The 21176-nt window shown below is 45.5% G+C and carries 19 protein-coding genes; 18 read left to right on the plus strand and 1 reads right to left on the minus strand.

The annotated features are described in order from the left end of the window. Positions 1 to 268 precede the first annotated feature (268 nt). The 4 genes from OYT88_RS10080 to OYT88_RS10095 all read left to right on the plus strand — a co-directional run bounded on the left by OYT88_RS10080 (position 269) and on the right by OYT88_RS10095 (position 5627). A complete protein-coding gene (locus tag OYT88_RS10080; RefSeq protein ID WP_274399760.1) occupies positions 269 to 1588 on the plus strand; it encodes a purine-cytosine permease family protein in 1320 nt (439 codons plus the stop codon). Between the two features lie 54 nt (positions 1589 to 1642). Beyond that, on the plus strand, positions 1643 to 2737 hold the full coding sequence (locus OYT88_RS10085) for an S-methyl thiohydantoin desulfurase family protein (protein ID WP_274399762.1): 1095 nt from the start codon (positions 1643 to 1645) through the stop codon (positions 2735 to 2737). After that, entirely contained in the window at positions 2737 to 4290 is a 1554-nt protein-coding gene (locus OYT88_RS10090) for a hydantoinase/oxoprolinase N-terminal domain-containing protein (RefSeq protein ID WP_274399763.1), read from the plus strand. The genes OYT88_RS10085 and OYT88_RS10090 overlap by 1 nt, the downstream gene beginning before the upstream one ends. Before the next feature lie 254 nt (positions 4291 to 4544). Beyond that, entirely contained in the window at positions 4545 to 5627 is a 1083-nt protein-coding gene (locus tag OYT88_RS10095; protein ID WP_274399765.1) for an S-methyl thiohydantoin desulfurase family protein, read from the plus strand. Positions 5628 to 6119: 492 nt separating this feature from the next. Here OYT88_RS10095 and OYT88_RS10100 read toward each other — a convergent pair whose 3' ends face one another. Then, the gene (locus OYT88_RS10100; protein ID WP_274399767.1) at positions 6120 to 6839 is read right to left on the minus strand and encodes a GntR family transcriptional regulator; all 720 of its coding nucleotides are present in this window, start codon (positions 6837 to 6839) and stop codon (positions 6120 to 6122) included. 159 nt (positions 6840 to 6998) lie between these two features. Here OYT88_RS10100 and OYT88_RS10105 point away from each other — a divergent pair, with 159 nt between their 5' ends. The 14 genes from OYT88_RS10105 (at position 6999) to OYT88_RS10165 (ending at position 20748) form a co-directional block, all read left to right on the plus strand. Next, positions 6999 to 7511 carry a PTS sugar transporter subunit IIB gene (locus OYT88_RS10105; RefSeq protein WP_274399769.1) on the plus strand — a complete coding sequence of 171 codons (513 nt, stop codon included), beginning with the start codon at positions 6999 to 7001 and terminating at the stop codon, positions 7509 to 7511. A gap of 21 nt (positions 7512 to 7532) precedes the next feature. Further along, positions 7533 to 8354 (plus strand): PTS mannose/fructose/sorbose/N-acetylgalactosamine transporter subunit IIC, encoded by an 822-nt coding sequence (locus OYT88_RS10110; RefSeq protein ID WP_274399771.1) that lies wholly within the window; start codon positions 7533 to 7535, stop codon positions 8352 to 8354. After that, a complete protein-coding gene (locus OYT88_RS10115; RefSeq protein ID WP_274399772.1) occupies positions 8354 to 9196 on the plus strand; it encodes a PTS system mannose/fructose/sorbose family transporter subunit IID in 843 nt (280 codons plus the stop codon). The genes OYT88_RS10110 and OYT88_RS10115 overlap by 1 nt, the downstream gene beginning before the upstream one ends. A gap of 10 nt (positions 9197 to 9206) precedes the next feature. Next, the gene (locus OYT88_RS10120; RefSeq protein WP_274399773.1) at positions 9207 to 9620 is read left to right on the plus strand and encodes a PTS sugar transporter subunit IIA; all 414 of its coding nucleotides are present in this window, start codon (positions 9207 to 9209) and stop codon (positions 9618 to 9620) included. Between the two features lie 44 nt (positions 9621 to 9664). Next, on the plus strand, positions 9665 to 11398 hold the full coding sequence (locus tag OYT88_RS10125) for a class I mannose-6-phosphate isomerase (RefSeq protein ID WP_274399774.1): 1734 nt from the start codon (positions 9665 to 9667) through the stop codon (positions 11396 to 11398). A 15-nt stretch (positions 11399 to 11413) separates the two neighbouring features. Continuing rightward, complete coding sequence (locus OYT88_RS10130) at positions 11414 to 12193, plus strand: glucose-6-phosphate isomerase family protein (protein ID WP_274399776.1); 780 nt, start codon at positions 11414 to 11416, stop codon at positions 12191 to 12193. 20 nt (positions 12194 to 12213) lie between these two features. Continuing rightward, on the plus strand, positions 12214 to 12777 hold the full coding sequence (locus tag OYT88_RS10135) for a glucose-6-phosphate isomerase family protein (RefSeq protein WP_274399777.1): 564 nt from the start codon (positions 12214 to 12216) through the stop codon (positions 12775 to 12777). 537 nt (positions 12778 to 13314) lie between these two features. Then, positions 13315 to 13395: a 4Fe-4S binding protein gene (locus OYT88_RS20910; protein WP_443217506.1), complete on the plus strand. Its 81-nt coding sequence runs from the start codon at positions 13315 to 13317 to the stop codon at positions 13393 to 13395. A 228-nt stretch (positions 13396 to 13623) separates the two neighbouring features. Then, on the plus strand, positions 13624 to 14109 hold the full coding sequence (locus tag OYT88_RS10140; protein ID WP_274399778.1) for a hypothetical protein: 486 nt from the start codon (positions 13624 to 13626) through the stop codon (positions 14107 to 14109). 716 nt (positions 14110 to 14825) lie between these two features. Further along, entirely contained in the window at positions 14826 to 16058 is a 1233-nt protein-coding gene (gene arcA, locus OYT88_RS10145) for an arginine deiminase (RefSeq protein WP_274399780.1), read from the plus strand. Between the two features lie 22 nt (positions 16059 to 16080). Continuing rightward, positions 16081 to 17100, plus strand: coding sequence for an ornithine carbamoyltransferase (gene argF / locus OYT88_RS10150; protein WP_274399781.1), 1020 nt, complete (start codon positions 16081 to 16083; stop codon positions 17098 to 17100). 80 nt (positions 17101 to 17180) lie between these two features. Next, positions 17181 to 18617: an arginine-ornithine antiporter gene (arcD, locus tag OYT88_RS10155; protein WP_274399784.1), complete on the plus strand. Its 1437-nt coding sequence runs from the start codon at positions 17181 to 17183 to the stop codon at positions 18615 to 18617. Between the two features lie 39 nt (positions 18618 to 18656). Next, a complete protein-coding gene (arcC, locus tag OYT88_RS10160; protein WP_274399786.1) occupies positions 18657 to 19610 on the plus strand; it encodes a carbamate kinase in 954 nt (317 codons plus the stop codon). A gap of 433 nt (positions 19611 to 20043) precedes the next feature. Then, positions 20044 to 20748, plus strand: coding sequence for a Crp/Fnr family transcriptional regulator (locus OYT88_RS10165; RefSeq protein ID WP_274399788.1), 705 nt, complete (start codon positions 20044 to 20046; stop codon positions 20746 to 20748). Positions 20749 to 21176: the final 428 nt, after the last annotated feature.

Below are 21176 nucleotides of genomic sequence, written 5' to 3' on the forward strand. Positions count from 1 at the left end.
AAACTCAGTATGACTAAAATCAGGCAGGTTTTGTCCTTGTGGACAATATATCCTGATTTTTTTTATTCTTCTGACTCAATACTTATACAAGTGGACTTGCTATAATGGGCGTTAAATAAAATATTTTAAAAATTATATAATTTTTGATGTTTCTTGCTTAAGGAGGTAAGAGCTGTTTAGAAAAAAACAATAGGTGATTCTGTCGGTCATGATTGCAGGTGCGGGTGTGGGCAATATTCTGTGAAGTCAATTAAATGGAGGGTACTAAATGGCCGGTAATTTTTCGAAAAGTGAAACGGATGATTATTCACTGACAAGAGTGCCGAGAGAAAAAAGAAGCCAGATGTGGAAAATTCTTCTGATCCGGATCGGGAGCCTGACTTGTATCTCTCAGCTCATGCTGGGAGCGGCGCTGGGTTTTGGACTAAGTTTCTGGAAAGCGTTCTGGGCAACGATCATTGGGAGTGTGATTCTGCAATTTGTCAGTTTCGGATTAGGTGTGGCCGGTGAAAAGGAGGGGCTGTCGACCAGTGTCTTATCCAGATGGACAGGATTCGGCCGTTATGGTTCGGCCATTGTCGGAGGGGCATTTGCGATCAGCCTGACCGGCTGGTTTGGTATTCAGAACTCAATTTTTGCTCAGGGGATTATTGCTATTTTAGGCAAGAATCTGAGTTTCCCTCTTATCGCCTGTATAACCGGAGTTGCCGTGACCCTGATCGTCCTGTTCGGCTTCAGGATGATGAGCTGGACAGCCAATATTGCAGTTCCCGGTTTCTTGATTTTAATTGCATGGGCGACCTACAGTATGCTGAAGAGTCATTCTTTCACTCATTTAGTGACCATGAATGCACCCGGGGCATTGACGATGAGTGCGGCGATCACGATGGTCACAGGCGGTTTTATCGTTGGCTGCATTATAACGCCGGATATTACACGTTTTGCAAAAAGTACGAAAGATGTTTTCTGGATTACGGTCATCGGCACGCTTCTTGGCGAACTGGGCATCGGCTTGCTGGGGGTTCTGATGGCTCACGCGATCGGCAGCAGTTCGATCATGGCTATTGTTTATCAGCTGACAGGCGTGCTCGGCGTACTGCTTGTTATTTTTTCAACGCTGAAGTTGAATGATATTAACCTTTATTCCTCTTCGCTCGGGATTGCTAATTTTATCGAAGCCGTTTTCCATGTAGATGTCAGCCGCGGATTGATCACCATTATCCTGGGAGCTCTGGGTACCATTTTATCGATGATCGGTGTGATCAATCAGTTCACATCCTTTCTGAGCCTGTTGGGGGTCGTCTTCCCGCCGATTGCCGGAATCATGTTCATTGATTATTTTGTCCTGAGACGATACAGAAACGAGCTGGATGAATCAAGAAAACACGCCGCCCTGCCGGCCAGAATGGAAAACTTTCATCCGGTTACTGTGATTGCCTGGGCTGCCGGGGTGCTTTCGGGATATTTTATCACGTTCGGCATTCCATCGATCACATCGATTTTGATCAGTATCATTGTTTATTATGCCGGTATGAAAATCTATGCAGCGGTGAAAGTACACAACGATGTGGAACAGATTCATGAATGATGTAACGCGGACGGCTATATAAAATTCTCTGTAAGCAAAGGATGGATTACGATCATGAGATATTTAGACAAGCAGGCCATTCAGGATATTGCGACAGGGGCTTCTTTGCTTGGAGCCGGCGGCGGCGGGGATCCTTATATCGGAAAACTTATGGCTTTTTCGGCAGTCGAAAAATATGGACCCGTTAAATTACTGGATGTGACTGAGGTTCCTGATGACGCCCTGGTTGTCTCTTCATCAATGATGGGCGCACCCTCGGTATTTGTTGAAAAACTTCCGCGGGGAGATGAATATCAGGACTTATTTGATAAATTGAAACGCTATCTGGGGACGGCGGTATATGCAACGTTTCCGATCGAAGCCGGGGGAATTAACTCGATGATTCCGATTGCCGTTGCTGCAAGTCTGGGCATGCCCATGGTAGATTGCGACAGTATGGGCCGGGCATTTCCGGAACTGCAGATGACAACTTTCAGTATCTACGGACTTGGGGCGACGCCTCTAGCGATCACAGATGAGAAGGGAAATACCGGGATCCTGGAAACCATTGATAATCATTGGACGGAAAGCATTGCCCGGGCGATTACGGTTCAGATGGGGGCGACTTCATCGATGTGTATTTTTCCAATCAAGGGCAGCGACCTGAAAAGGGCCGGAGTCAGGAACATTGTTTCTTATTCGGAGAATATCGGAAAAACAATCCGTGAACTATCAAAGGAAAAAGGATCTTCAATACAGACATTGCTTGATGTGACTGGCGGCTTTCATATCTTAAGCGGAAAAATCATAGATGTCAGCCGCAGCACCGAGGGCGGTTTTAATTATGGAAAAACAGTGATCGAAGGCATTGATCGGGATAAAAACCGGCAGGCTGAGATCTTATTTCAGAATGAAAATATCGTGCTGAAACGCAACGGTAAGGTCGTCGAAACCGCTCCCGATCTCATCTGTCTGGTTGATCTGGAAACACTGATTCCGATGACGAATGAAGGGCTTAAATATGGGAAACGCGTACACATCATTGGCCTGCCCTGCGACCCGAAGTGGCGGACACCGAAAGGAATTGAACTTGTAGGGCCGCGGTATTTCGGCTATGATCTGGACTACGTACCGATTGAGGAATTATGCAGAAAGGAGGCCCGTGCCTGATGAGGTATCGAGTGGGTATTGATGTTGGCGGAACGAATACGGACGCTGTTGTTTTAGATGATCAGTTTAACTTATTGGCCAAGGAAAAATCGCATACGAGCCGGGACATTGAGGAAGGTATCCGCCATTCCCTGCATCGCGTCCTGCAAAAGTCAAAGATTGATCGGGATCGGATTTCACATGTTATGCTGGGGACGACGCAGTGTACAAATGCAATTGTCGAGCGCAAACGGCTGTCCAGGGTCGGAGTGATCCGCCTCGGTTATCCGGCGACCCTGTCGGTCGTTCCGTATACGGCCTGGCCGCCGGATTTAAGGGATGTATTGTCCGGCCAATTTAAAATTGTTCACGGCGGTTATGAATTTAACGGCAATCTGTTAAGCCGGATCAATGAACGGGAAATAAAAGATGTCTTACAGACCTGGAAGGGTCATATTGATGCCGTAGCCGTGATTGGCGTCTTTTCTTCACTAAGAAATGATCAGGAAAAGCAAGTGGCCGATTGGGTTCACCGGGAAATGGGAAGTCATGTGCCGGTATCTTTGTCCAGTGAGATTGGTTCGTTAGGATTAATTGAACGCGAGAATGCCACCATCCTTAATTCGGCGCTTTTTAGCGTGATTCAGACAACCGCTCGCGGATTCGAAAATGCATTAGATGCAGAGGGCATTCATCATGCGCAGATCTATCTTTGCCAGAACGACGGCACGCTGATGTCGCTGAGCTTCGCGAAAAAATATCCTATTTTTACGATTGCCTGCGGGCCGACCAATTCCATCAGAGGAGCTTCTTACCTGTCTAAATTGCAGAATGCCGTTGTTCTGGACGTCGGCGGAACGACTTCTGATATCGGCGTAATTACTCATGGATTTCCGCGCCAATCATCTACGGCTGTTGAGATCGGCGGTATCCGGACGAATTTCCGTATGCCGGATATTATTTCGATTGGATTAGGAGGAGGAAGCATCGTTCGCAGGACGGGCAATAGCTATACAATCGGTCCGGACAGCGTCGGGTACCATATAACCGAACGGGCAAAAGTATTTGGCGGCGACATCCTGACAACAACAGATGTGGCTGTTCGCCTGGGTCAATCGAATGTGGGGGAGAAACGGTTCACTTCGGAGCTCTCTCTTGAAGAGGCAGAACAAATTTATAAAAAAATAGGCGACATGGTAGCTGCTGCCATCGATCGAATGAAAAACAGTGCTGAAGATGTGAAAGTGATTTTAGTCGGCGGCGGCGGCATTATTGTTCCCTCGAAAATCAGCGGAGTCAGTGAGTTAATTCGCGACGAAAACGGTGATGTCGCCAATGCGATCGGCGCCTGCATCTCTCAAGTCAGCGGTCAATACGAGAAAATATATATCTATGATCAAATAAACCGGGAAGATGCCATGCAGGATGCAAAGGATCATGCGATCAATCAGGCCATTGAGGCGGGTGCCGCAGAAGATTCGATTGAGACAGTGGATGTTGAGGAAGTCCCGCTCGCTTATTACCCGGGCAACGCTAATCGGATCAGAATTAAGGTTGTTGGGGACCTGGTCTGAATAGATGAATAGCCGATCGGTCCATGATCAAGAGGCATAATCAGCTAAACTCCATTCATCTGAAGGGCAGCGATATAGCCTGCGGTTTTTTTAAGAACCATAGATCCGGAAATGCCTATTATATTCTGCTGCGTGTATATTGAGGGACAGCGGTATGATCGGTTTGAATGGTTCAGTCCGGCGGTCTTGTAATTGTATCAAACAAGGCCGCTTTTTACTATCCAATATAAGAGAAACGGGGGAGATGGCGAACGGTGCGATATTTGGAAAAGCAATCCATTGAAGATATTGCTTTAGGCGCTTCATTATTGGGGGCGGGCGGAGGCGGAGATCCATATATAGGTAAACTCATGGCTCTGACTGCCGTTGAAAAGTACGGACCGGTGCAGCTGCTCAGCGTCGATGAAGTGCCCGATGATGTTTTAGTCATTTCTTCGTCAATGATGGGTGCCCCTTCAGTACAGTTAGAGAAATTTCTTAACGGAAACGAATATAATCGCCTGATGAATCAGCTGACCCGCTATCTTGGGGAAGATGTGTATGCAACCTATCCCATTGAGGCCGGCGGATTAAATTCGATGATTCCGATTGCCGCCGCCGCCCGGCTGGGGCTGCCGATGGTGGATTGCGACGGTATCGGCCGTGCGTTTCCTGAATTGCAGATGACGACTTTCGGTATTTATGGAATTCGGGCAACACCGCTTGCAATCACCGATGAGAAGGGAAATATGGGCATTCTTGAGATGATTGACAATGACTGGACAGAAAGCATTGCCCGGACGATTACCGACAAGATGGGAGCAGCAGCCTCTCTGTGCAGTTTTCCGATTCGGGGCAGCGATCTAAAAAGGTACAGCGTTCAGAACACCGTTTCCTATTCTGAAAATATCGGCAGAACCATCCGCGAGCTATCAAAGAAAAAGCAGGCGTCAATACAGACCCTGCTCAAGGTTACGGCCGGTTATCATATTTTAAGCGGGAAAATTGTAGATGTAAGCCGCAACACTAAGAACGGATTCAATTATGGGAAGACGGTGATTGAGGGGCTTGATCAATATAAGTATCAGCGGGCGGAAATATACTTTCAGAATGAGAATATCGTGCTAAAACACAATGGTAAAGCGGCGGTAACCGCTCCGGACCTCATTTGTCTGGTCGACCTTGAAACCCTGACGCCGATGACAAACGAAGGGCTGAAATATGGGAAACGTGTCCATGTGATTGGCCTGCCGTGTGATCCAAAATGGCGGACGCCAAAGGGCCTTGAACTGGTCGGACCGAGATATTTTGGCTATGATCTGGATTATGTTCCTCTCGAACAGGCGGTAAAGTATTAGTTCCCATAGCTGATTGGAACGGGTGATACGTAACAACGGCTCGCAGAGAACGAGAAAAGTCGTGATTGAAATAAAGATGGAAAACAGTTTATAGTTAACAACAACTTGCAGGGAGTCTTAAAAAGCATCGGATGACGTTTTATTATCCGGTGCTCTTATTACTGCCTATACAGTAGAGGCTGCCGTAAAATGCAGGACGTGCTTTTTAAATGATAAAAAATTTTAGTGGGGCAGGGCCTGCTGCGTACATTGCATATTTACGTTTCATTCCGGCATGGAGCATATACAGAGAGACAGATTTGACTTCGCGTGCTTCTGAAGATTTAAAATCCTTGTGGGATGAGGCTGAGGACGCGCTTTTGTATAAGGTTTTTAGACAAGAGTCGTGAAACTTTGCCCATTGATCGCTGTTTTTTGTTTGCCGCTCTAATACATAAAGGATTTTTCTTTTGTTCAGCCCAGCTTGCGTCTATCTGCAACCCGGCCGCGGGATCAGTATTCCACATAGAAACGGTATTTTGAACCGATATAATAATTTTCACTGTATTCATAGTAATTCTGCTCCACTTGAGAAGTTTGCCGAACTCTTTTTAGAATCGGTTCATCAGCCTCTACCCTTAAAAGAGACTGCAGTTGACGATTCGCTTTAATCGCTTCAACATATTCATGCTGCTGATTGATGTGAATATTGAACATGGTCAGGTAATCATAGAGCGAGCCAAAATAATTTTTTTCATCAAGAGAGTAGCCCTCGCGGAACGGAATATGAGTAATTGAATAGGTGAGTACCTCATTATCCGCACCGCGAAGCCGTTCGAGATATAAAACCGGATTGCCGATATTCAGGTGCAGTCTTTCCGCCAAAAAAGCGTCGGCTTCGATTTTTTTTACTTTGACATCGAAAGTAATCGGTGTTTTTCCCAATTCACGCATTTCCTGGGTAAAACTTTTTACTAATGAAAAGGTCGTTTTTTCTGTTATTTTTTCGGGCCCTAAAACGAATGTTCCGCGGGCTCGTTCTCTATGTAAATAATTGTCCTGAACGAGGTCTTTAATCGCATTGCGTATCGTTATACGGCTGACATTATACAACTTAGTTAACTCAAGTTCCGGAGGAATTTTGTCACCCGGTTTCCATTCGCCGCTGTTAATTTTAAATTTCAGGTCATTTTCGATTTGTATATAAAGGGGAATGTAGCTGTTTCCTTTCATGGTATTGTTATATCACCACGTTCTTATTGTTTTATTGCTATTACAATTGATAGCATAAATTTTTAAAACAAGCAAGTCTGAAAGCGCTTTACTTTTTAAAACAATCGTGTATACTATAAAATGTAGTAATGATATAACAATAAAAAGAGGGGATGGATCTTGGCGATTTCTTTTGTTCGTGTCGATGATCGCATCATTCATGGTCAGGTGGTCATACGATGGCTTGCCGAACGCCAGGCAGATGGAGTCATTGCCGTTGACGATGTTGCGGCGAAGAATCCGATTATTGCCAAAGCCTTAAAGACCGCTGTTCCGGGACCATTAAAAGCTTTTGTCATGACGGTCAGTCATACAGCGGAACGATGGCAGGACATTGTGAAAAGTCCGAAGCGCTATTTCTTAATTGCAAAGAGCCCGGCAACACTGGTGAGACTTTATCAGGCCGGTGCGGATTTGCCTTCTCAGCAGCAAAGTCTTGATGTGGGTCCGATGAGTGTGCGTCAGGGGGCACGGAAGGTGGGGCCGAATGCCAATATTACCGAGGAAGACATGAAAGCCTTTGAGTTCTTGATCGATCATGGAATGACCGTGTATTTTCAATTGGTGCCTGATTCAAAAAAAACAACTTGGGAAGAAGCCAAGGCGGAATTTAAAAAGGTTCGACAAAATTAAAATTGAAAGGAGCGTTCGATGATGACTGTGACACTTTTTATTCAAGCGGTAATTATTTCGATTCTCTGCTATTTGGGGGCCCTGAGTACGCCCTGGCTGTTTGGGCTGACCGGCGGCTGGTATACCTTATCCAGACCGTTGGTTTCCGGTTTTTTGATTGGCATTATTCTTGGTGATGTGACTCAGGGGATCATTATCGGCATTGCGGTTCAGGCTGTCTATATTGCTCTCGTAACGCCCGGCGGCCAAATGCCTGCCGATCTGAACTTTGTCGCTTATCCCGCGATTGCCCTGGCATTATTGTCGCATGCTTCGACGGGTGTTGCCGTGACATTAGCCACGACGATCGGTGTGATCGGGACGATTGTTTTTAACCTGTTTCAAGTTTTGAATTCTTACTGGAATCATCGTGCCGAGAAAGCAATTCATGAGGGAAATGAACGCAGTTTTCATTTTAATACAATTTGGGGCCCCCAGCTATTTAACTTTGTCATTCGTTTTACACCTTCCTTCCTGGTGATTTTCTTTGGCGCAGGATTTGCGAAGAAATTACTTTCGAGTATGCCGCAGTACTTGATTGATGTCATGACTTATCTTGGCGGGGCTCTGCCGGCATTAGGCATTGTCATGCTGCTGACGGTAGTTATTAAGAAAAACTATATGTTAATCTTCTTCCTGTTGGGTGTCGTTGCGGTTGTTTTCATCAAGTTAAATATGATTGCTCTGGCTATCCTGGCTGCGGCTATTGCCGTGATCTATTTCTTTGCCATTAACAAGGGGAATAATCCCAATGCGTCAGCTACAGGCGATCATACCGATTCGAATGATGAGGAGGAATTCTGATGGCTGAAAGAAAGACTTACCAGTTGCTGGATAAAAAAACTGTGCACAAATCCTATTTCAGATGGATGATGTATAACCTGGTGGCAACCAGTTATGAATTTCTGGAAGCGTTTGGTTTTGCCTACGCAATGGAACCGGTTTTGAAAAAACTGTACGGAAAAGATCCGGATAAATTGAAAGAGGCTTTGGAGCGGCATTCCGTTTTTTATAATACCGAGCCTCAGCTGGGTGCCATTGTCAATGGAATGACCGTCGGACTGGAAGAACAGAGAGCGTTGGGTGCGGAAGGTGTTACCGATGATTTTATTACGAGTCTGAAAGTCGGCTTAATGGGCCCACTGGCGGGAATTGGCGATTCGATGATTCCAGGCATGTTAATACCGATTCTTCTTTCAATCGGCATGGGTCTGGGAGCGGGAGGAAATATTCTAGGCCCCTTATTTTACATGGTTGCTTATAACCTGATTATTGTGCTGGGTTCTCGTTATTTATTCTACAAGGGATATGAATTAGGTGCAGATGCGGTGAATCTTTTTGTAGGCGAAATGGCTCAAAACGTAACTCAGGCAATAACGGTACTGGGCACGATTGTTACCGGCGGGGTTGCTGCGACTTATGTAAAATTACCGCTTCCGATTAAAATCAATATGGCCCATTCGACACTGGACATTCAGCAGATATTGGACAACATTTTTCCCAGCCTGGCTCCACTGTTATTGATTCTGATTTCATGGTATTTCATGTCGAAGAAGCACGTTTCACCGATCAAATTGATTATCGTCTATTTTATCCTGGCTTTTGCCGGCGTCGGCGTGGAATATATTATAAAAGCAACAATCTGAGGAGAAGAGTATGGCAAAGAAAATAGTATTGGTCGGTCATGACGGACTGGCCGAAGGAATGAAGAAAGCGATCGAGTTTATTGCAGGCAGGCAAGACAATATTCTTGCACTGAGTATGAAATCGGACGGACTTGAAAACTTCAAAAAAAATTTTACACAGATCATGAACGAGATCCCGGAAGCCGACGATATTCTATTAGTTTCTGATATTCCGTCCGGATCACCCGGAACAAACGGCTATTCGACCGCTTTGAAATTAAACAAAAAAGTGACTTATTTAACAGGAATGAATCTGGCAATGGTTCTTGAATTAGCACTGTCATCTTCTTCGCCGTATCAAAAAGCGATTCAATCCGCCAAAGCCAGCATAATGAACATGGGGGATACCTTGAAAGATGTGCCAGATGACCATTTTATGTTCTAAAGTTATAACATTACTACATTAGAATTGCTGAGGGGTTTTGTTCTATGGCAAAATATGATTTAGAACCAGAGATCAAAATAATGCATTACAAAGAAGCCTGGCGCGGTTATCCGTCGATTATAAAAGCGATTAAAGAAAAAGTCCGTACATTTGGTCGTGAAGATGTTACGATTGCTGTCGAAGAATATCCAGGTGTAGACAATGAAGAAATTGAACGAGAACTGATAACGAAACTGAATCCTGACCGTGCTATTTTTGCAGATGATCTGGCAGCCGACGGAGAACAAATGAGTGAACGAGTTAAAGATACATTAACAGATGATCGTGTTTTCGGAATTCTGTCGCATTATCGTCTGGAACAATTTTTTCCTGATCTATCCCGCCTTCAGCAATCGTTTAATCAGCCTAGTGGGTTAACAATTATCTATGGTACAGGAGCATCCGTATTAGTACCGGATCCGGACCTATTGATTTATTGCGATTTGGCCCGCTGGGAAATTCAGCGGCGCTATCGTGCCGGTATGCCGAATTGGAAAATAAACAATCGGCATCAGGATATTTTGCGAAAATATAAGCGCGGTTTTTTCTTTGAATGGCGGATGGCCGACCGCCAGAAAATGAAGATATTTGATTGCATTGATTTTCTGCTCGATACGAATACCGGCGACGATCCGAAAATGGTCTCGGGAGCCGATTACAGAGAAGCGCTGCGGGAAGTTGTCCATCGGCCCTTTCGCGTTGTTCCTTATTTTGATGCAAGCGTATGGGGCGGTCAGTGGATGAAAGAGCATTATGGCCTGGACCCGGAAGTTCCAAACTATGGCTGGGCGTTTGACGGTGTCCCGGAAGAAAACAGCCTTTTCCTGCGTTTCGGGGAAGTACGCGTTGAAGTGCCGTCCATTAATTTAGTCCAGCAATTTCCTGACGAGCTTCTGGGTCCTGAAGTCCATGCCCGTTTTGGCGAAGAATTTCCAATTCGATTTGATTATCTTGATACGATGGGGGGAGGAAACCTGAGTTTGCAGGTTCATCCCCTGACTGAGTATATCGAGGATAAATATGGGATGCATTACACTCAGGATGAGAGCTATTATATTCTTCAGTCTACAGATCGTTCCTCCATCTATTTAGGTTTAAAGGATGACGTCCGTAAGGAAGATTTGATGAATGATCTTCGTAAAGCTCAGACCGGTGCCGTACGATTTCCCGATGAAAAATACATCAATCGTTTTCCGGTGAAAAAACACGATCACTATTCAATTCCGGCAGGAACCGTGCATTGCGGAGGCCGCGATACCGTTGTCCTGGAAATCAGCGCAACGCCCTATATCTTCACCTTTAAGCTGTGGGACTGGGGAAGAACCGGCCTTGACGGGAAGCCCCGCCCGATTCATCTGGATGACGGCGGACGGAACATTCAAATGAGCCGCAATACGGAATGGGTAAGAAAAAATCTGGTCAATCCATTTGTCACCCTAAAGAAATCGAAAGGGGAAACAGTTGAGAGAACCGGCCTTCATCAACTTGAATTCATTGAAACACATCGGCACTGGTTCCAAAAGACCGGCTTTTTCGAAACCCACAATAGTGTGAATATGTTAAATCTCGTTGAAGGGGATACGGCAGCCGTTGAAAGCTTGGACAATAATTTTGAACCGTTTGAAATTCACTATGGTGAAACATTTATTGTTCCGGCAAACATTGAGCGGTTTATAATACGCAATAGAAAGCCGAATGGTAAAGAAATTGCGGTCATTCAGGCTTTTGTGCGCAAGTAGAAAGAAGGGAGTTCCATGGATTATAATCCGGGATTTGATATTACGGTGGATGATCGCAATATGACCTTTAAATATGGCAGAAATACATTCGGCCCCGAGCCGGAGTACCGCCGTTTGAAGGATATCAGGAAAAGCCTGCTGGATCCTGCTGCCAAGGGACCTGATGTGCTGTACTCTATCGCGATGGATGTCGGCCGGAGCAAAGATCGCGATGATCTGAAGCGGCGCATGCTGTTGTATGGAGCTGTGATTTATGCAAAAGGAAAAATCGGAAGAGAACCCGTTCGGAGTCAGGGGCATATTCATGCGATCTCCCCATCTTCAGATTCGTCCACTCCGGAGGTCTATGAAATTTGGGACGGCGAAGCAATTGTTTATATGCAGGAGACTGCCCATGACGATCCGGGACGCTGCTTTGCCGTCCATGCAAAGAGGGGCGACATCGTGATTGTGCCTCCCGCCTGGGCTCATTGTACCATTAATGCCGACATTCATCACACAATGACGTTCGGTGCGTGGTGCATCCGCGATTATTCATTTGACTATAAGGAAATACGCGCGCATAAAGGCCTTGCATTCTACCCGATAGTCGGTCATGCCGATCAAATAACCTGGCAACGCAATGATCATTACCGGAAATCCGGTTTACAGGAACAGGGACCGCGCAGCTGCAGAGATTTCAATTTGCAAAAAGGAGTCCCTGTTTATAAACAATACGTTGACAATCGAAACCTGTTTGATTTTGTGACCGAGCCAATGAATCACAATGATTTATGGAGAAACTATCAACCTTAATACTTTTGGAAGTGAAATTAATGATAGAAATACAGTCCAGTGATACAATTCTGGATCTTAAATCCGGAAGACTGATTGGCAGCCATCTCAAACGGACAACAACCACGATCGGTGATTTAAGAAATTATTTTAAAGATAGAACAGCTTTAAACAGAATGGATCCGGATCAGGCCGTGTACTGGGTAGAAATGGAGGAAAACAAGCAGAAAGAGGGAGAGGAGGGAGGACTATTCTTCGGAATTTCGCATCTCTGTTGCGGCACGGTCGGCGATGAATTTTTTATGACAAAGGGACATGTTCATAATAAATTTGACACAGCCGAGTACTACTGGGGCATTAAGGGAACCGGATTACTGCTGCTGGACAATCTAAAAGGGAGCAGCCGCTTAATTGAAGTGAAGCCGGGCGCAGTTTTATATATTCCCGGCCGAACGGCCCATCGGTTGATAAATATCGGGAATGAAGAGCTGGCAGTCGGTGCCGTCTGGCAAACGATTTCCGGCCACAACTATGGAAGGGGCGCACAGCTTTTTCATAATCGCCTCACCAAAGTCGGAAACAGCTACCAAGTGACGGAAGCCTGAAGCGCTAAAGAGCATGGCTACACTCAAGTCCGGTAAATGTAACACTGCCGATTGAATCGGCAGGAACATGCGAAGCGAATCCGTCTCACCCGGCAAAGTTGTTCCCCTTCAACAAGAGAAAGGAAAAAACCAAAATGATTCACTTCTTCAATTAAGCCAGCTAAATGGAAGTTTTTTGTTGTTCCGCTAAAAGGCGCTTTCCTGTAATAAGAAAAGCGCTTTTTCCAATTTCACGGTCATATTCCTGAATAACATATTTAAAGAAAATGAGTAGCGACGGGAATATAGCGAAAGGGCTTTCATTTAAATTGCCGCGGCAGATTAATATTTGTTTGAAAGAGTATATGATAAAACTGTAATCTTAGTCTTCGAAATCGTTTAAAGGGATATAGGTTGGCACCATTTATGGTAATAGGGACAAAACTTGGAAATCTGCTTCATATTAAAAGGCTCAGGTTATACGCAGATAAAAATCATGTATTAACTGCCCTATTGTAATAGGAACTGCCCTATGAGTCTTAATGTGGCAGAGAAAGTATGGATGACAACGAGTGTATATTATGCGGGACATGCGCTGATAAATGTCCTAAAAGGGCAATTGCTTATAAAGTGAAATAAAAAACCATCAGAGATATGTCTGACATGTCCCTTTTTTACTTCCAATGAAGTATGCAAAATCAATATCATGACATGTTATTTGAACCAAACCGTTTCACATGTTGGTCATCAATATGAGATCTTTTATGATCACTGAATAAATCCTTTTTGAGCAAAAGTATATGATGCATTTCCGCAGTAACCGGGCATGCGGAACAAATTCCAAGGGAGTAATGGGAGGGAAGTAATATGCTGGGACATTTTGGATTTTCATATGTGGGCTTCATTTATCTATTGATGCTGTTCATTCCCAATATTTTCTGGGCAAAGTATAAACCGGCAGGCTATGATGATATCGTTTCAAATGAAAATAAGATTTTATTGGGATTAGAACGTGTGGGACAGGTGCTGGTTTCCTGCGTGGCAATAATTTTCAATGATTATGACCTTAAACCGTTTTCTTTATGGAGCCTGTGGCTGATTGTATCTTTTATCCTGATGATCATTTATGAAATTTGCTGGATACGGTATTTTAACAGTGAACATACTCTAAAAGATTTTTATGGAAGTTTCTTAGGAATCCCGGTGCCGGGAGCAAGCTTGCCGGTAGCGGCATTTCTGCTGTTAGGTATCTATGGAAAGGTGATCTGGCTTATTATCTCAATTATTATTCTTGGTATAGGGCATATCGGAATTCATTTGCAGCATTTAAAGGAGTACGGGACAGGAGAATAATGGGAATTTATTTAAGCTGTAAAAAGAGAAATGTCATCGGTTAGAAACTTTAATTTAAACCGGGAAGGATAACAGGGGTGACAAATTATAGTTCACAATTCACCTTGTAATATAAAATAAAGCAGCTCTTTAAAAGTTCAGAGAAGATGAACGGGTGTGTTTGTTTAACAAGAATTAAATAATTTTAAGGCTGAAACCATATTTGAGTGATTCCATTAAAGGGAGTTTTAATGGAATAAAAAGGAGAAAACATATTGGACATCTATAATATGTTTTCTCCTTTATTTTTTATAATTTAGGTCTTGGCGGCACCCCTGTATCTAATCACTTTTTGAGAAATGAGTACAAAAATCTGAGTCATTAAAACAGTCCTCAAGCCTTGTCTTATAAATGGGTAACACCCAATATCAGAAAATGGAGCTATGGATAAGCCATTTAACCGCAAAAAAATAGGCTGTATGATTTCTGATTTTTATTTTTTGACTAAGCGGCCGGCTATTTGCATGGCATGCATGAGAGAGGGGGAAAAACCCGGTTCACAGAGAAATTAAGATGGCTTTCACACTACGGTCCGACTAGATACATGAGTTGAGGGGATACTCATTAAAAGGATCATGATGTGAAATATTTCACTTTTATCGTGTAATCGCTTTCACTACAGATAAAATGGTAATGGATTATGCTTTAACTGTAAGACAAAAGGGAGATGAAAGATCATGAAATATCCTGTGCATGTGACGTCGGAAATCGGCGAGTTGAAAACAGTCATGCTGCATCGTCCGGGAAAAGAGGTCGAAAATCTGACTCCGGAAATTCTGCAGCGGTTATTGTTTGATGACATTCCTTATTTGCCGTCCGTTCAGAAAGAACATGATTTCTTTGCTACAGCGCTTAGGAATCAGGGAGTCGAAGTCCTTTACCTGGATAAATTAATGGCTGAAGCTTTGCATACCAAGGATATTCGCGAGAAATTTGTCAGTCAGATATTGCGGGAAAGCAATCTGTGCGTCGATGAGTTTTCCCAGATATTGAGCGATTACCTGCTCTCTCTTCCGAATATGGATCTGGTTCATAAAGTGATGGCGGGCATTTTAAAAAAAGAAGTTGTCAAGGCGCAGCCGACCCACTTGTATGAAATGACGGAGAGTCATTATCCGTTCTATCTGGATCCAATGCCCAATCTCTATTTTACAAGGGATCCTTCGGCTATTATCGGCGACGGCATTACCATCAATCGGATGAAAGAGAAGGCAAGGCGAAGGGAATCCATCTTCATAGAATATATTTTCCGTTATCATCCGCGGTTCTCGGAGTATCAGATTCCGATTTGGACCGATCGAAACTTTGAATTTTCCATGGAAGGGGGCGACGAATTAATCATCAGCCCGGAGACTGTCTGTATCGGCATCAGCTCAAGGACTACGGCGCGGGCGATTGAACGGCTGGCCCATCAATTATTTGCCAATCAGGACAAGGTGAAACAAATTATTGCCGTTGAAATTCCGAAGCTGAGGTCGTTCATGCACCTGGATACGGTCTTTACAATGGTCGACCGCGACAAGTTCACCATTCATCCGGCGGCACTGGGTGCGGAGGGTGAAATGAATCTTTTCGTAATTGAGAAGGGTGATGAAAAGGGCGGGCTGAAGATCACCAGACGGACAAGTCTGGTCAACACACTGAAAGAAGCACTGAAGCTTCAGGAGATTGACTTTATTCCCTGCGGCGGCGGTGATGAGATCGCGTCGGCCCGCGAGCAATGGAACGACGGTTCCAATACGTTGGCGATTGCTCCCGGTGTTGTGGTCACTTACGATCGAAATTATGTTTCAAATGAAATTTTGCGGGAACACGGCATTGAAGTGATCGAAGTGCCGAGCTCGGAACTGTCGCGGGGACGCGGGGGTCCAAGATGCATGAGCATGCCGCTTTATCGGGAAGATATCTGAACAAAAAACGGGGGAATATGAGATGGAAAAAATAAATGAAAGAATTAAGGAAAACCTGAGGGGTCGCAGTCTGTTAAGAATTGAAGATTTTTCAAGAGAAGAATTGACTTATTTGCTGGAACTTGCGGCCGAGTTAAAGAGGAAAAAGCATCAGCATATTCCCCATCATGACTTGAGCGGGAAGAATATCGCTCTTTTGTTTGAAAAGCCTTCTACACGGACGCGCTGTGCTTTTACAGTGGCAAGCATTGATTTGGGGGCCCACCCCGAATATCTGGGAAAAGGGGATATTCAATTCGGGAAAAAAGAGTCGGTGGAAGATACGGCACGTGTATTAGGGAGAATGTTCGACGGTATTGAATTCAGGGGATTCAGCCAGGATACGGTCAATCAACTGGCGGCCTACTCCGGCGTGCCGGTCTGGAACGGACTGACCGACGAATCCCATCCGACGCAGATTTTAGCGGACTTTTTAACGATCAAAGAACAGTTTGGAAAATTAAAGGGTGTAACCTTGCTCTTTATCGGAGATGGGCGGAACAATGTGGCCAATAGCCTGCTGATCGGCGCCAGCAAGTTCGGCATGGACATGAGAATCTGCGGTCCGCGATCGTTGTTTCCGAATGAACGGATCGTGTCGCTGGCGAAATCCCATGCCGAAGAATCCGGCGGCAGCGTGATGGTGACCGATGATATCGGCCGGGCAGCCGCCGGGGCCGATGTAATCTATACCGACGTATGGGTATCTATGGGTGAGGAGGATAAATATGCGGAAAGAATCCGGCTGCTCAAACCTTATCAAGTCAACCGGCAGCTGATTGAAAAAACGGGTAAAGATAATTACATTTTTCTTCATTGTTTACCGTCGATCCATGATTTGAATACTGAAATCGGCCGATCGGTTTATGAAAAATTCGGGTTAAAGGCGATGGAAGTGACGGATGAAATTTTTAAGGGACCGCATTCACATGTCTTTGATGAGGCAGAAAACAGGATGCATACCATTAAAGCTGTGATGCTGGCCACTTTGCAAAATGAATAGCGGATCGGCGCGGCCTGCGGGAAGGGCCTTCCGCTCCTTTCCCCGGCCCATGCCCGTCTGCGGCAAAGGGGGATATCATCATGGAAGATGATAAAAAGTTAAATTTACTTTCACTCATTGCGCTAGTAATCGGATCAATGATCGGCGGTGGGGCATTTAATCTCCCAAGTGATATGGCACAGGGCGCGAACGCGGGTGCCATCGTCATAAGCTGGGTCATAACCGGCATCGGCATTGTTGCGCTCGGCCTCGTTTTTCAAAATTTGGTCATGAAGAAACCGGAACTGGATGCCGGTATCTATAGTTATGCGAAAGCGGGATTCGGACGGTACATGGGCTTTAACAGTGCCTGGGGATACTGGCTTTCCGCGTGGCTCGGGAACGTGGCCTATGGCACGCTGGTCTTCAGCGCGATCGGCTACTTCATAAAAACTTTTTCAGGCGGGCAGAATCTCGCATCCATTATCGGGGCGTCCGTCTTACTGTGGGCGGTGCATTGTCTCGTTTTAAGAGGTGTGCATTCCGCGGCTCTTGTCAATCTGGTGGCAACGATCGCCAAGCTTGTTCCGGTCTTTCTCTTTATCATAATTGCTATTTTTGCTTTTCATGCGAAACTGTTTTTGAATGATTTTTGGGGACTGCATAACGCCCCGTTTTCATGGAGTTCCGTCCGTGATCAAGTATCGAGCACCATGCTTGTAACGTTATGGGTGTTCATTGGCGTTGAAGGGGCGGTCGTTGTTTCGGAGCGGGCCAAAAATCGCCGCGATGTCGGAATTGCGACCATTATCGGCTTAATTGTAACGTTGTTCAGCTATATCTGCATTTCGCTGCTTTCTTTGGGTGTCATGAGCAAAGGACAGCTGACTGGCCTGTCAAATCCGTCCATGGCCTATGTATTTGAAGATATTGTCGGTAAATGGGGAGCGGCGTTTATTAATCTGGGCCTGATCGTTTCTGTGCTCAGCGCATGGATCTCCTGGACTATTTTCGCTGCTGAAATTCCGTTTGCGGCGGCAAAAGACGGCGTCTTTCCTTCATATCTGAAAAAGGAGAATAAACATGGTGCGCCGGTTTATTCGCTCTGGCTGACAAACGGACTGATTCAGGTCTTCCTGTTAACCCTGCTTCTGACGGACCGGGCCTATAACTTCGCTTTTTCGCTTGCGACTTCCGCTATTCTGATTCCGTATCTGTTCTCTGCGCTCTATCAGGTGAAACTGGCGATTTCGAATGACGGATATCAGGATCTCCGCAGGGGCATACGGATTAGGGATATGGTGATCGGCATGGTGGCCAGTGTTTATTCGGCCTGGCTGATCTACGGAGCAGGCATGAAATTCCTGCTGCTGACAACCATTTTGTATGCGGTCGGCATCTTCGTTTACTGGCGGGCACAAAAAGAGAATCATCAAACGCCTCTTTTCACAAAACCCGAAGCGGTATTTGCTCTGTTTATTTCGGTGATGGCCATTTGGGCGATCATCGACTTGATATTGGGTGTCATCACGTTATAACAAACCGGTCGCCGGCTTTGAGAATTGGGGGAATAAATCATGACTGAAGAGAAAAAAGTGGTCATTGCTTTGGGCGGCAATGCAATTGAGACCAATAACGACGCCACAGCGAAAGCGCAGCAGAAAGCGATCGCCCATACGGCGGAACAATTAGTGCAAATCACAAAAAACGGCTATAAGATTGCCATTACACACGGAAACGGACCTCAGGTCGGCAATATATTATTGCAACAAAAAGCGGCGGATTCGAGAAAGACGCCCCCGATGCCGATCGATACGTGCGGAGCGATGAGCCAGGGAATGATCGGCTATTGGATGGTGAACGCCTTGGATAATGCTTTTGCAAAGGAAAACATTTCCAAAAAAACGGTCAATATCCTGACGCGCTCGCTTGTATCTGCGAATGATCAGGCGTTCGTTCATCCGGTCAAACCGATCGGTCCTTTTTACAGTGAAGAAGAAGCGAAGAAAATGATGGCGGACGAGCACATTCTCTTTAAGGAAGATGCCGGAAGGGGTTACCGGCGTGTGATTGCTTCTCCCTATCCAAACGAGATTGTTGAATATCAGGCGATTCGGGATTTAATGAATACCGGCTATGTAGTCGTCGCGGTCGGCGGCGGCGGCGTTCCGGTGATTCAGGGAACGAATGGTTACAAAGGTGTCGAAGCCGTCATCGATAAAGATTTCGGCGCTCAAAAACTGGCGGAAGGAATCGACGCCGACATTTTGCTGCTTCTGACCGCGGTGGACAGTGTTTATATTTATTTTAATACTCCGCAGCAAAAAAAACTGGACACCGTTTCGGTGAGCAGGCTGCGCCGCTATATCGCCGAGAACCATTTTGCGGAGGGCAGCATGCTGCCGAAAATCAAAGCCGCCATCTCTTTTGTCCAGGCCCGATCAGGCCGCCGGGCGATCATTACCTCACTGGATCATGCTCAGGAAGCATTGGCCGGCGGGCCGGCCGGCACGGTCATTTACGCCGATTAAGCAGAATGATCATTCTGCTGCAGCCGGGGAAAAGGCGCTGCGGATTCTCTGCCCCTCCGCCGTAAGAGTCATGACACTCAATGATTATTGATGCGTTTTCGAAGAGGTGAGTGACAGTCTGAAGTCTTGGGTCCGATTCCCGGAGATTTTATTAGCGGCGGCGGCTCCTGTATGTTTCCCGAAGAGGCGGATTGGAACCCTTGACCCGCTTTTCCGGGAAATATTATGGCGGTCATCGGTTTTTTGAAAATGGATCCGCTGCGGTCTCGGCATGCCTATCTGCCTACGATTTTTCTCAGGCACTTTAAGAAGTGGTCTCTGTTTTGCGAGAGATCACTTTTTTACATAAATTTCTCCTGTTTCATTGAAATAACCGACCCACTAAACTACGATAAAAGTAGGGAAGAAAACGCTTTATTAGGAGGGAGCAGCCATGGATAAAGAAAAGGCAAGGCAGCTTTTATCAAAGTTTTTTATCTTCTCCGATTATTCCGATGAGGAGCTGGCTTCGATTTATTCCTCTATTTATTTGCGTCATTATAGTAAAGGGCAGATGCTTTTTATTGAAGGGGATCCGCGTGACCGAATCTATTTTTTACTCAGCGGTTACGTCAAGTATGAACGCACGAATACAAAAGCAACCTTAATGTACACGGACTATGTCAAGCCATACAGCCTTTTTCCGTACGGCGGGATGCTGTCGGATATAAATTATCATTACTCAGCGATCGTTGCGGCCGATGTTTCGCTTTTTTATATTCCGACATCCGTTTTTGAAACGTTCGTCGTCGGACATTCCCGGGCAATGGTCGAGCTTATCCATCAATTGTCGCGGATATTGGAACTGCACGAAAAACGGCTGCAGACGATCACCGTTTCCAGTGCAAGCGAGCGGGTCATCCACGCTTTGCGCTATCTGGTGATTGATCTGGGCAAGCAGGACGGCTGTGAGATCACCCTGCCTTTTCACTTATCCACTGTGGATTTAGCAGGACTATCAGGCACGACGCGTGAAACGGTCAGCCACGTTTTGAGCAGGCTGAGGAGGGATCATGCCGTCACCATTCAGAATCAGAAAATCATCATTCATAATCCTCATATTTTTGATATCGGAGAAAGAGAAACCGTCACCATTTGATCACATAAAGCAAGAGCTCCATTAAGAAAACATTTGGCGGCTCCATCAGAGGGAAAAGAAAAGCCGCCTTATAGATCTTTCGGTAATTCAAGACTGGAGAAGAAGGCGCGCCCTCAGAAACAGGCGGATTGGAGAAATCGCTGTAAAGATGAATCAGAGATTTCCGGACGCTACACTCTTCACGCGTTGCAAGCGGATATAATACCTCATAAGAAGCAGAGACCCCGATATTGTGGCACAATCTTTTTTTCTCTATGCCATGCAAAAGGACGGAGGAAAGCGTAAAAAAATCGATCCTTCGATTTACTCATTATCCCGTTAGATCAAGATCAACCGCGATTCGCATGGATAGATCGCAGACCGGCCTATCGCGGCCTTTTGCTGATCATCAGTATTTAGCTGATGGAAAGAACGGGAATTCTGTGCCA

It is taken from the genome of Sporolactobacillus sp. CQH2019, assembly GCF_028765345.1.
Lineage (GTDB): Bacteria > Bacillota > Bacilli > Bacillales > Sporolactobacillaceae > Sporolactobacillus.

Coding starts and splice junctions, on each gene's coding strand:
- OYT88_RS10080 (WP_274399760.1), top strand. CDS start 269: ATGGCCGGTAATTTTTCGAAAAGTGAAACGGATGATTATTCACTGACA.
- OYT88_RS10085 (WP_274399762.1), top strand. CDS start 1,643: ATGAGATATTTAGACAAGCAGGCCATTCAGGATATTGCGACAGGGGCT.
- OYT88_RS10090 (WP_274399763.1), top strand. CDS start 2,737: ATGAGGTATCGAGTGGGTATTGATGTTGGCGGAACGAATACGGACGCT.
- OYT88_RS10100 (WP_274399767.1), bottom strand. CDS start 6,839: ATGAAAGGAAACAGCTACATTCCCCTTTATATACAAATCGAAAATGAC.
- OYT88_RS10110 (WP_274399771.1), top strand. CDS start 7,533: ATGACTGTGACACTTTTTATTCAAGCGGTAATTATTTCGATTCTCTGC.
- OYT88_RS10115 (WP_274399772.1), top strand. CDS start 8,354: ATGGCTGAAAGAAAGACTTACCAGTTGCTGGATAAAAAAACTGTGCAC.
- OYT88_RS10120 (WP_274399773.1), top strand. CDS start 9,207: ATGGCAAAGAAAATAGTATTGGTCGGTCATGACGGACTGGCCGAAGGA.
- OYT88_RS10125 (WP_274399774.1), top strand. CDS start 9,665: ATGGCAAAATATGATTTAGAACCAGAGATCAAAATAATGCATTACAAA.
- OYT88_RS10130 (WP_274399776.1), top strand. CDS start 11,414: ATGGATTATAATCCGGGATTTGATATTACGGTGGATGATCGCAATATG.
- OYT88_RS10135 (WP_274399777.1), top strand. CDS start 12,214: ATGATAGAAATACAGTCCAGTGATACAATTCTGGATCTTAAATCCGGA.
- OYT88_RS20910 (WP_443217506.1), top strand. CDS start 13,315: ATGGATGACAACGAGTGTATATTATGCGGGACATGCGCTGATAAATGT.
- OYT88_RS10140 (WP_274399778.1), top strand. CDS start 13,624: ATGCTGGGACATTTTGGATTTTCATATGTGGGCTTCATTTATCTATTG.
- arcA (WP_274399780.1), top strand. CDS start 14,826: ATGAAATATCCTGTGCATGTGACGTCGGAAATCGGCGAGTTGAAAACA.
- argF (WP_274399781.1), top strand. CDS start 16,081: ATGGAAAAAATAAATGAAAGAATTAAGGAAAACCTGAGGGGTCGCAGT.
- arcD (WP_274399784.1), top strand. CDS start 17,181: ATGGAAGATGATAAAAAGTTAAATTTACTTTCACTCATTGCGCTAGTA.
- arcC (WP_274399786.1), top strand. CDS start 18,657: ATGACTGAAGAGAAAAAAGTGGTCATTGCTTTGGGCGGCAATGCAATT.
- OYT88_RS10165 (WP_274399788.1), top strand. CDS start 20,044: ATGGATAAAGAAAAGGCAAGGCAGCTTTTATCAAAGTTTTTTATCTTC.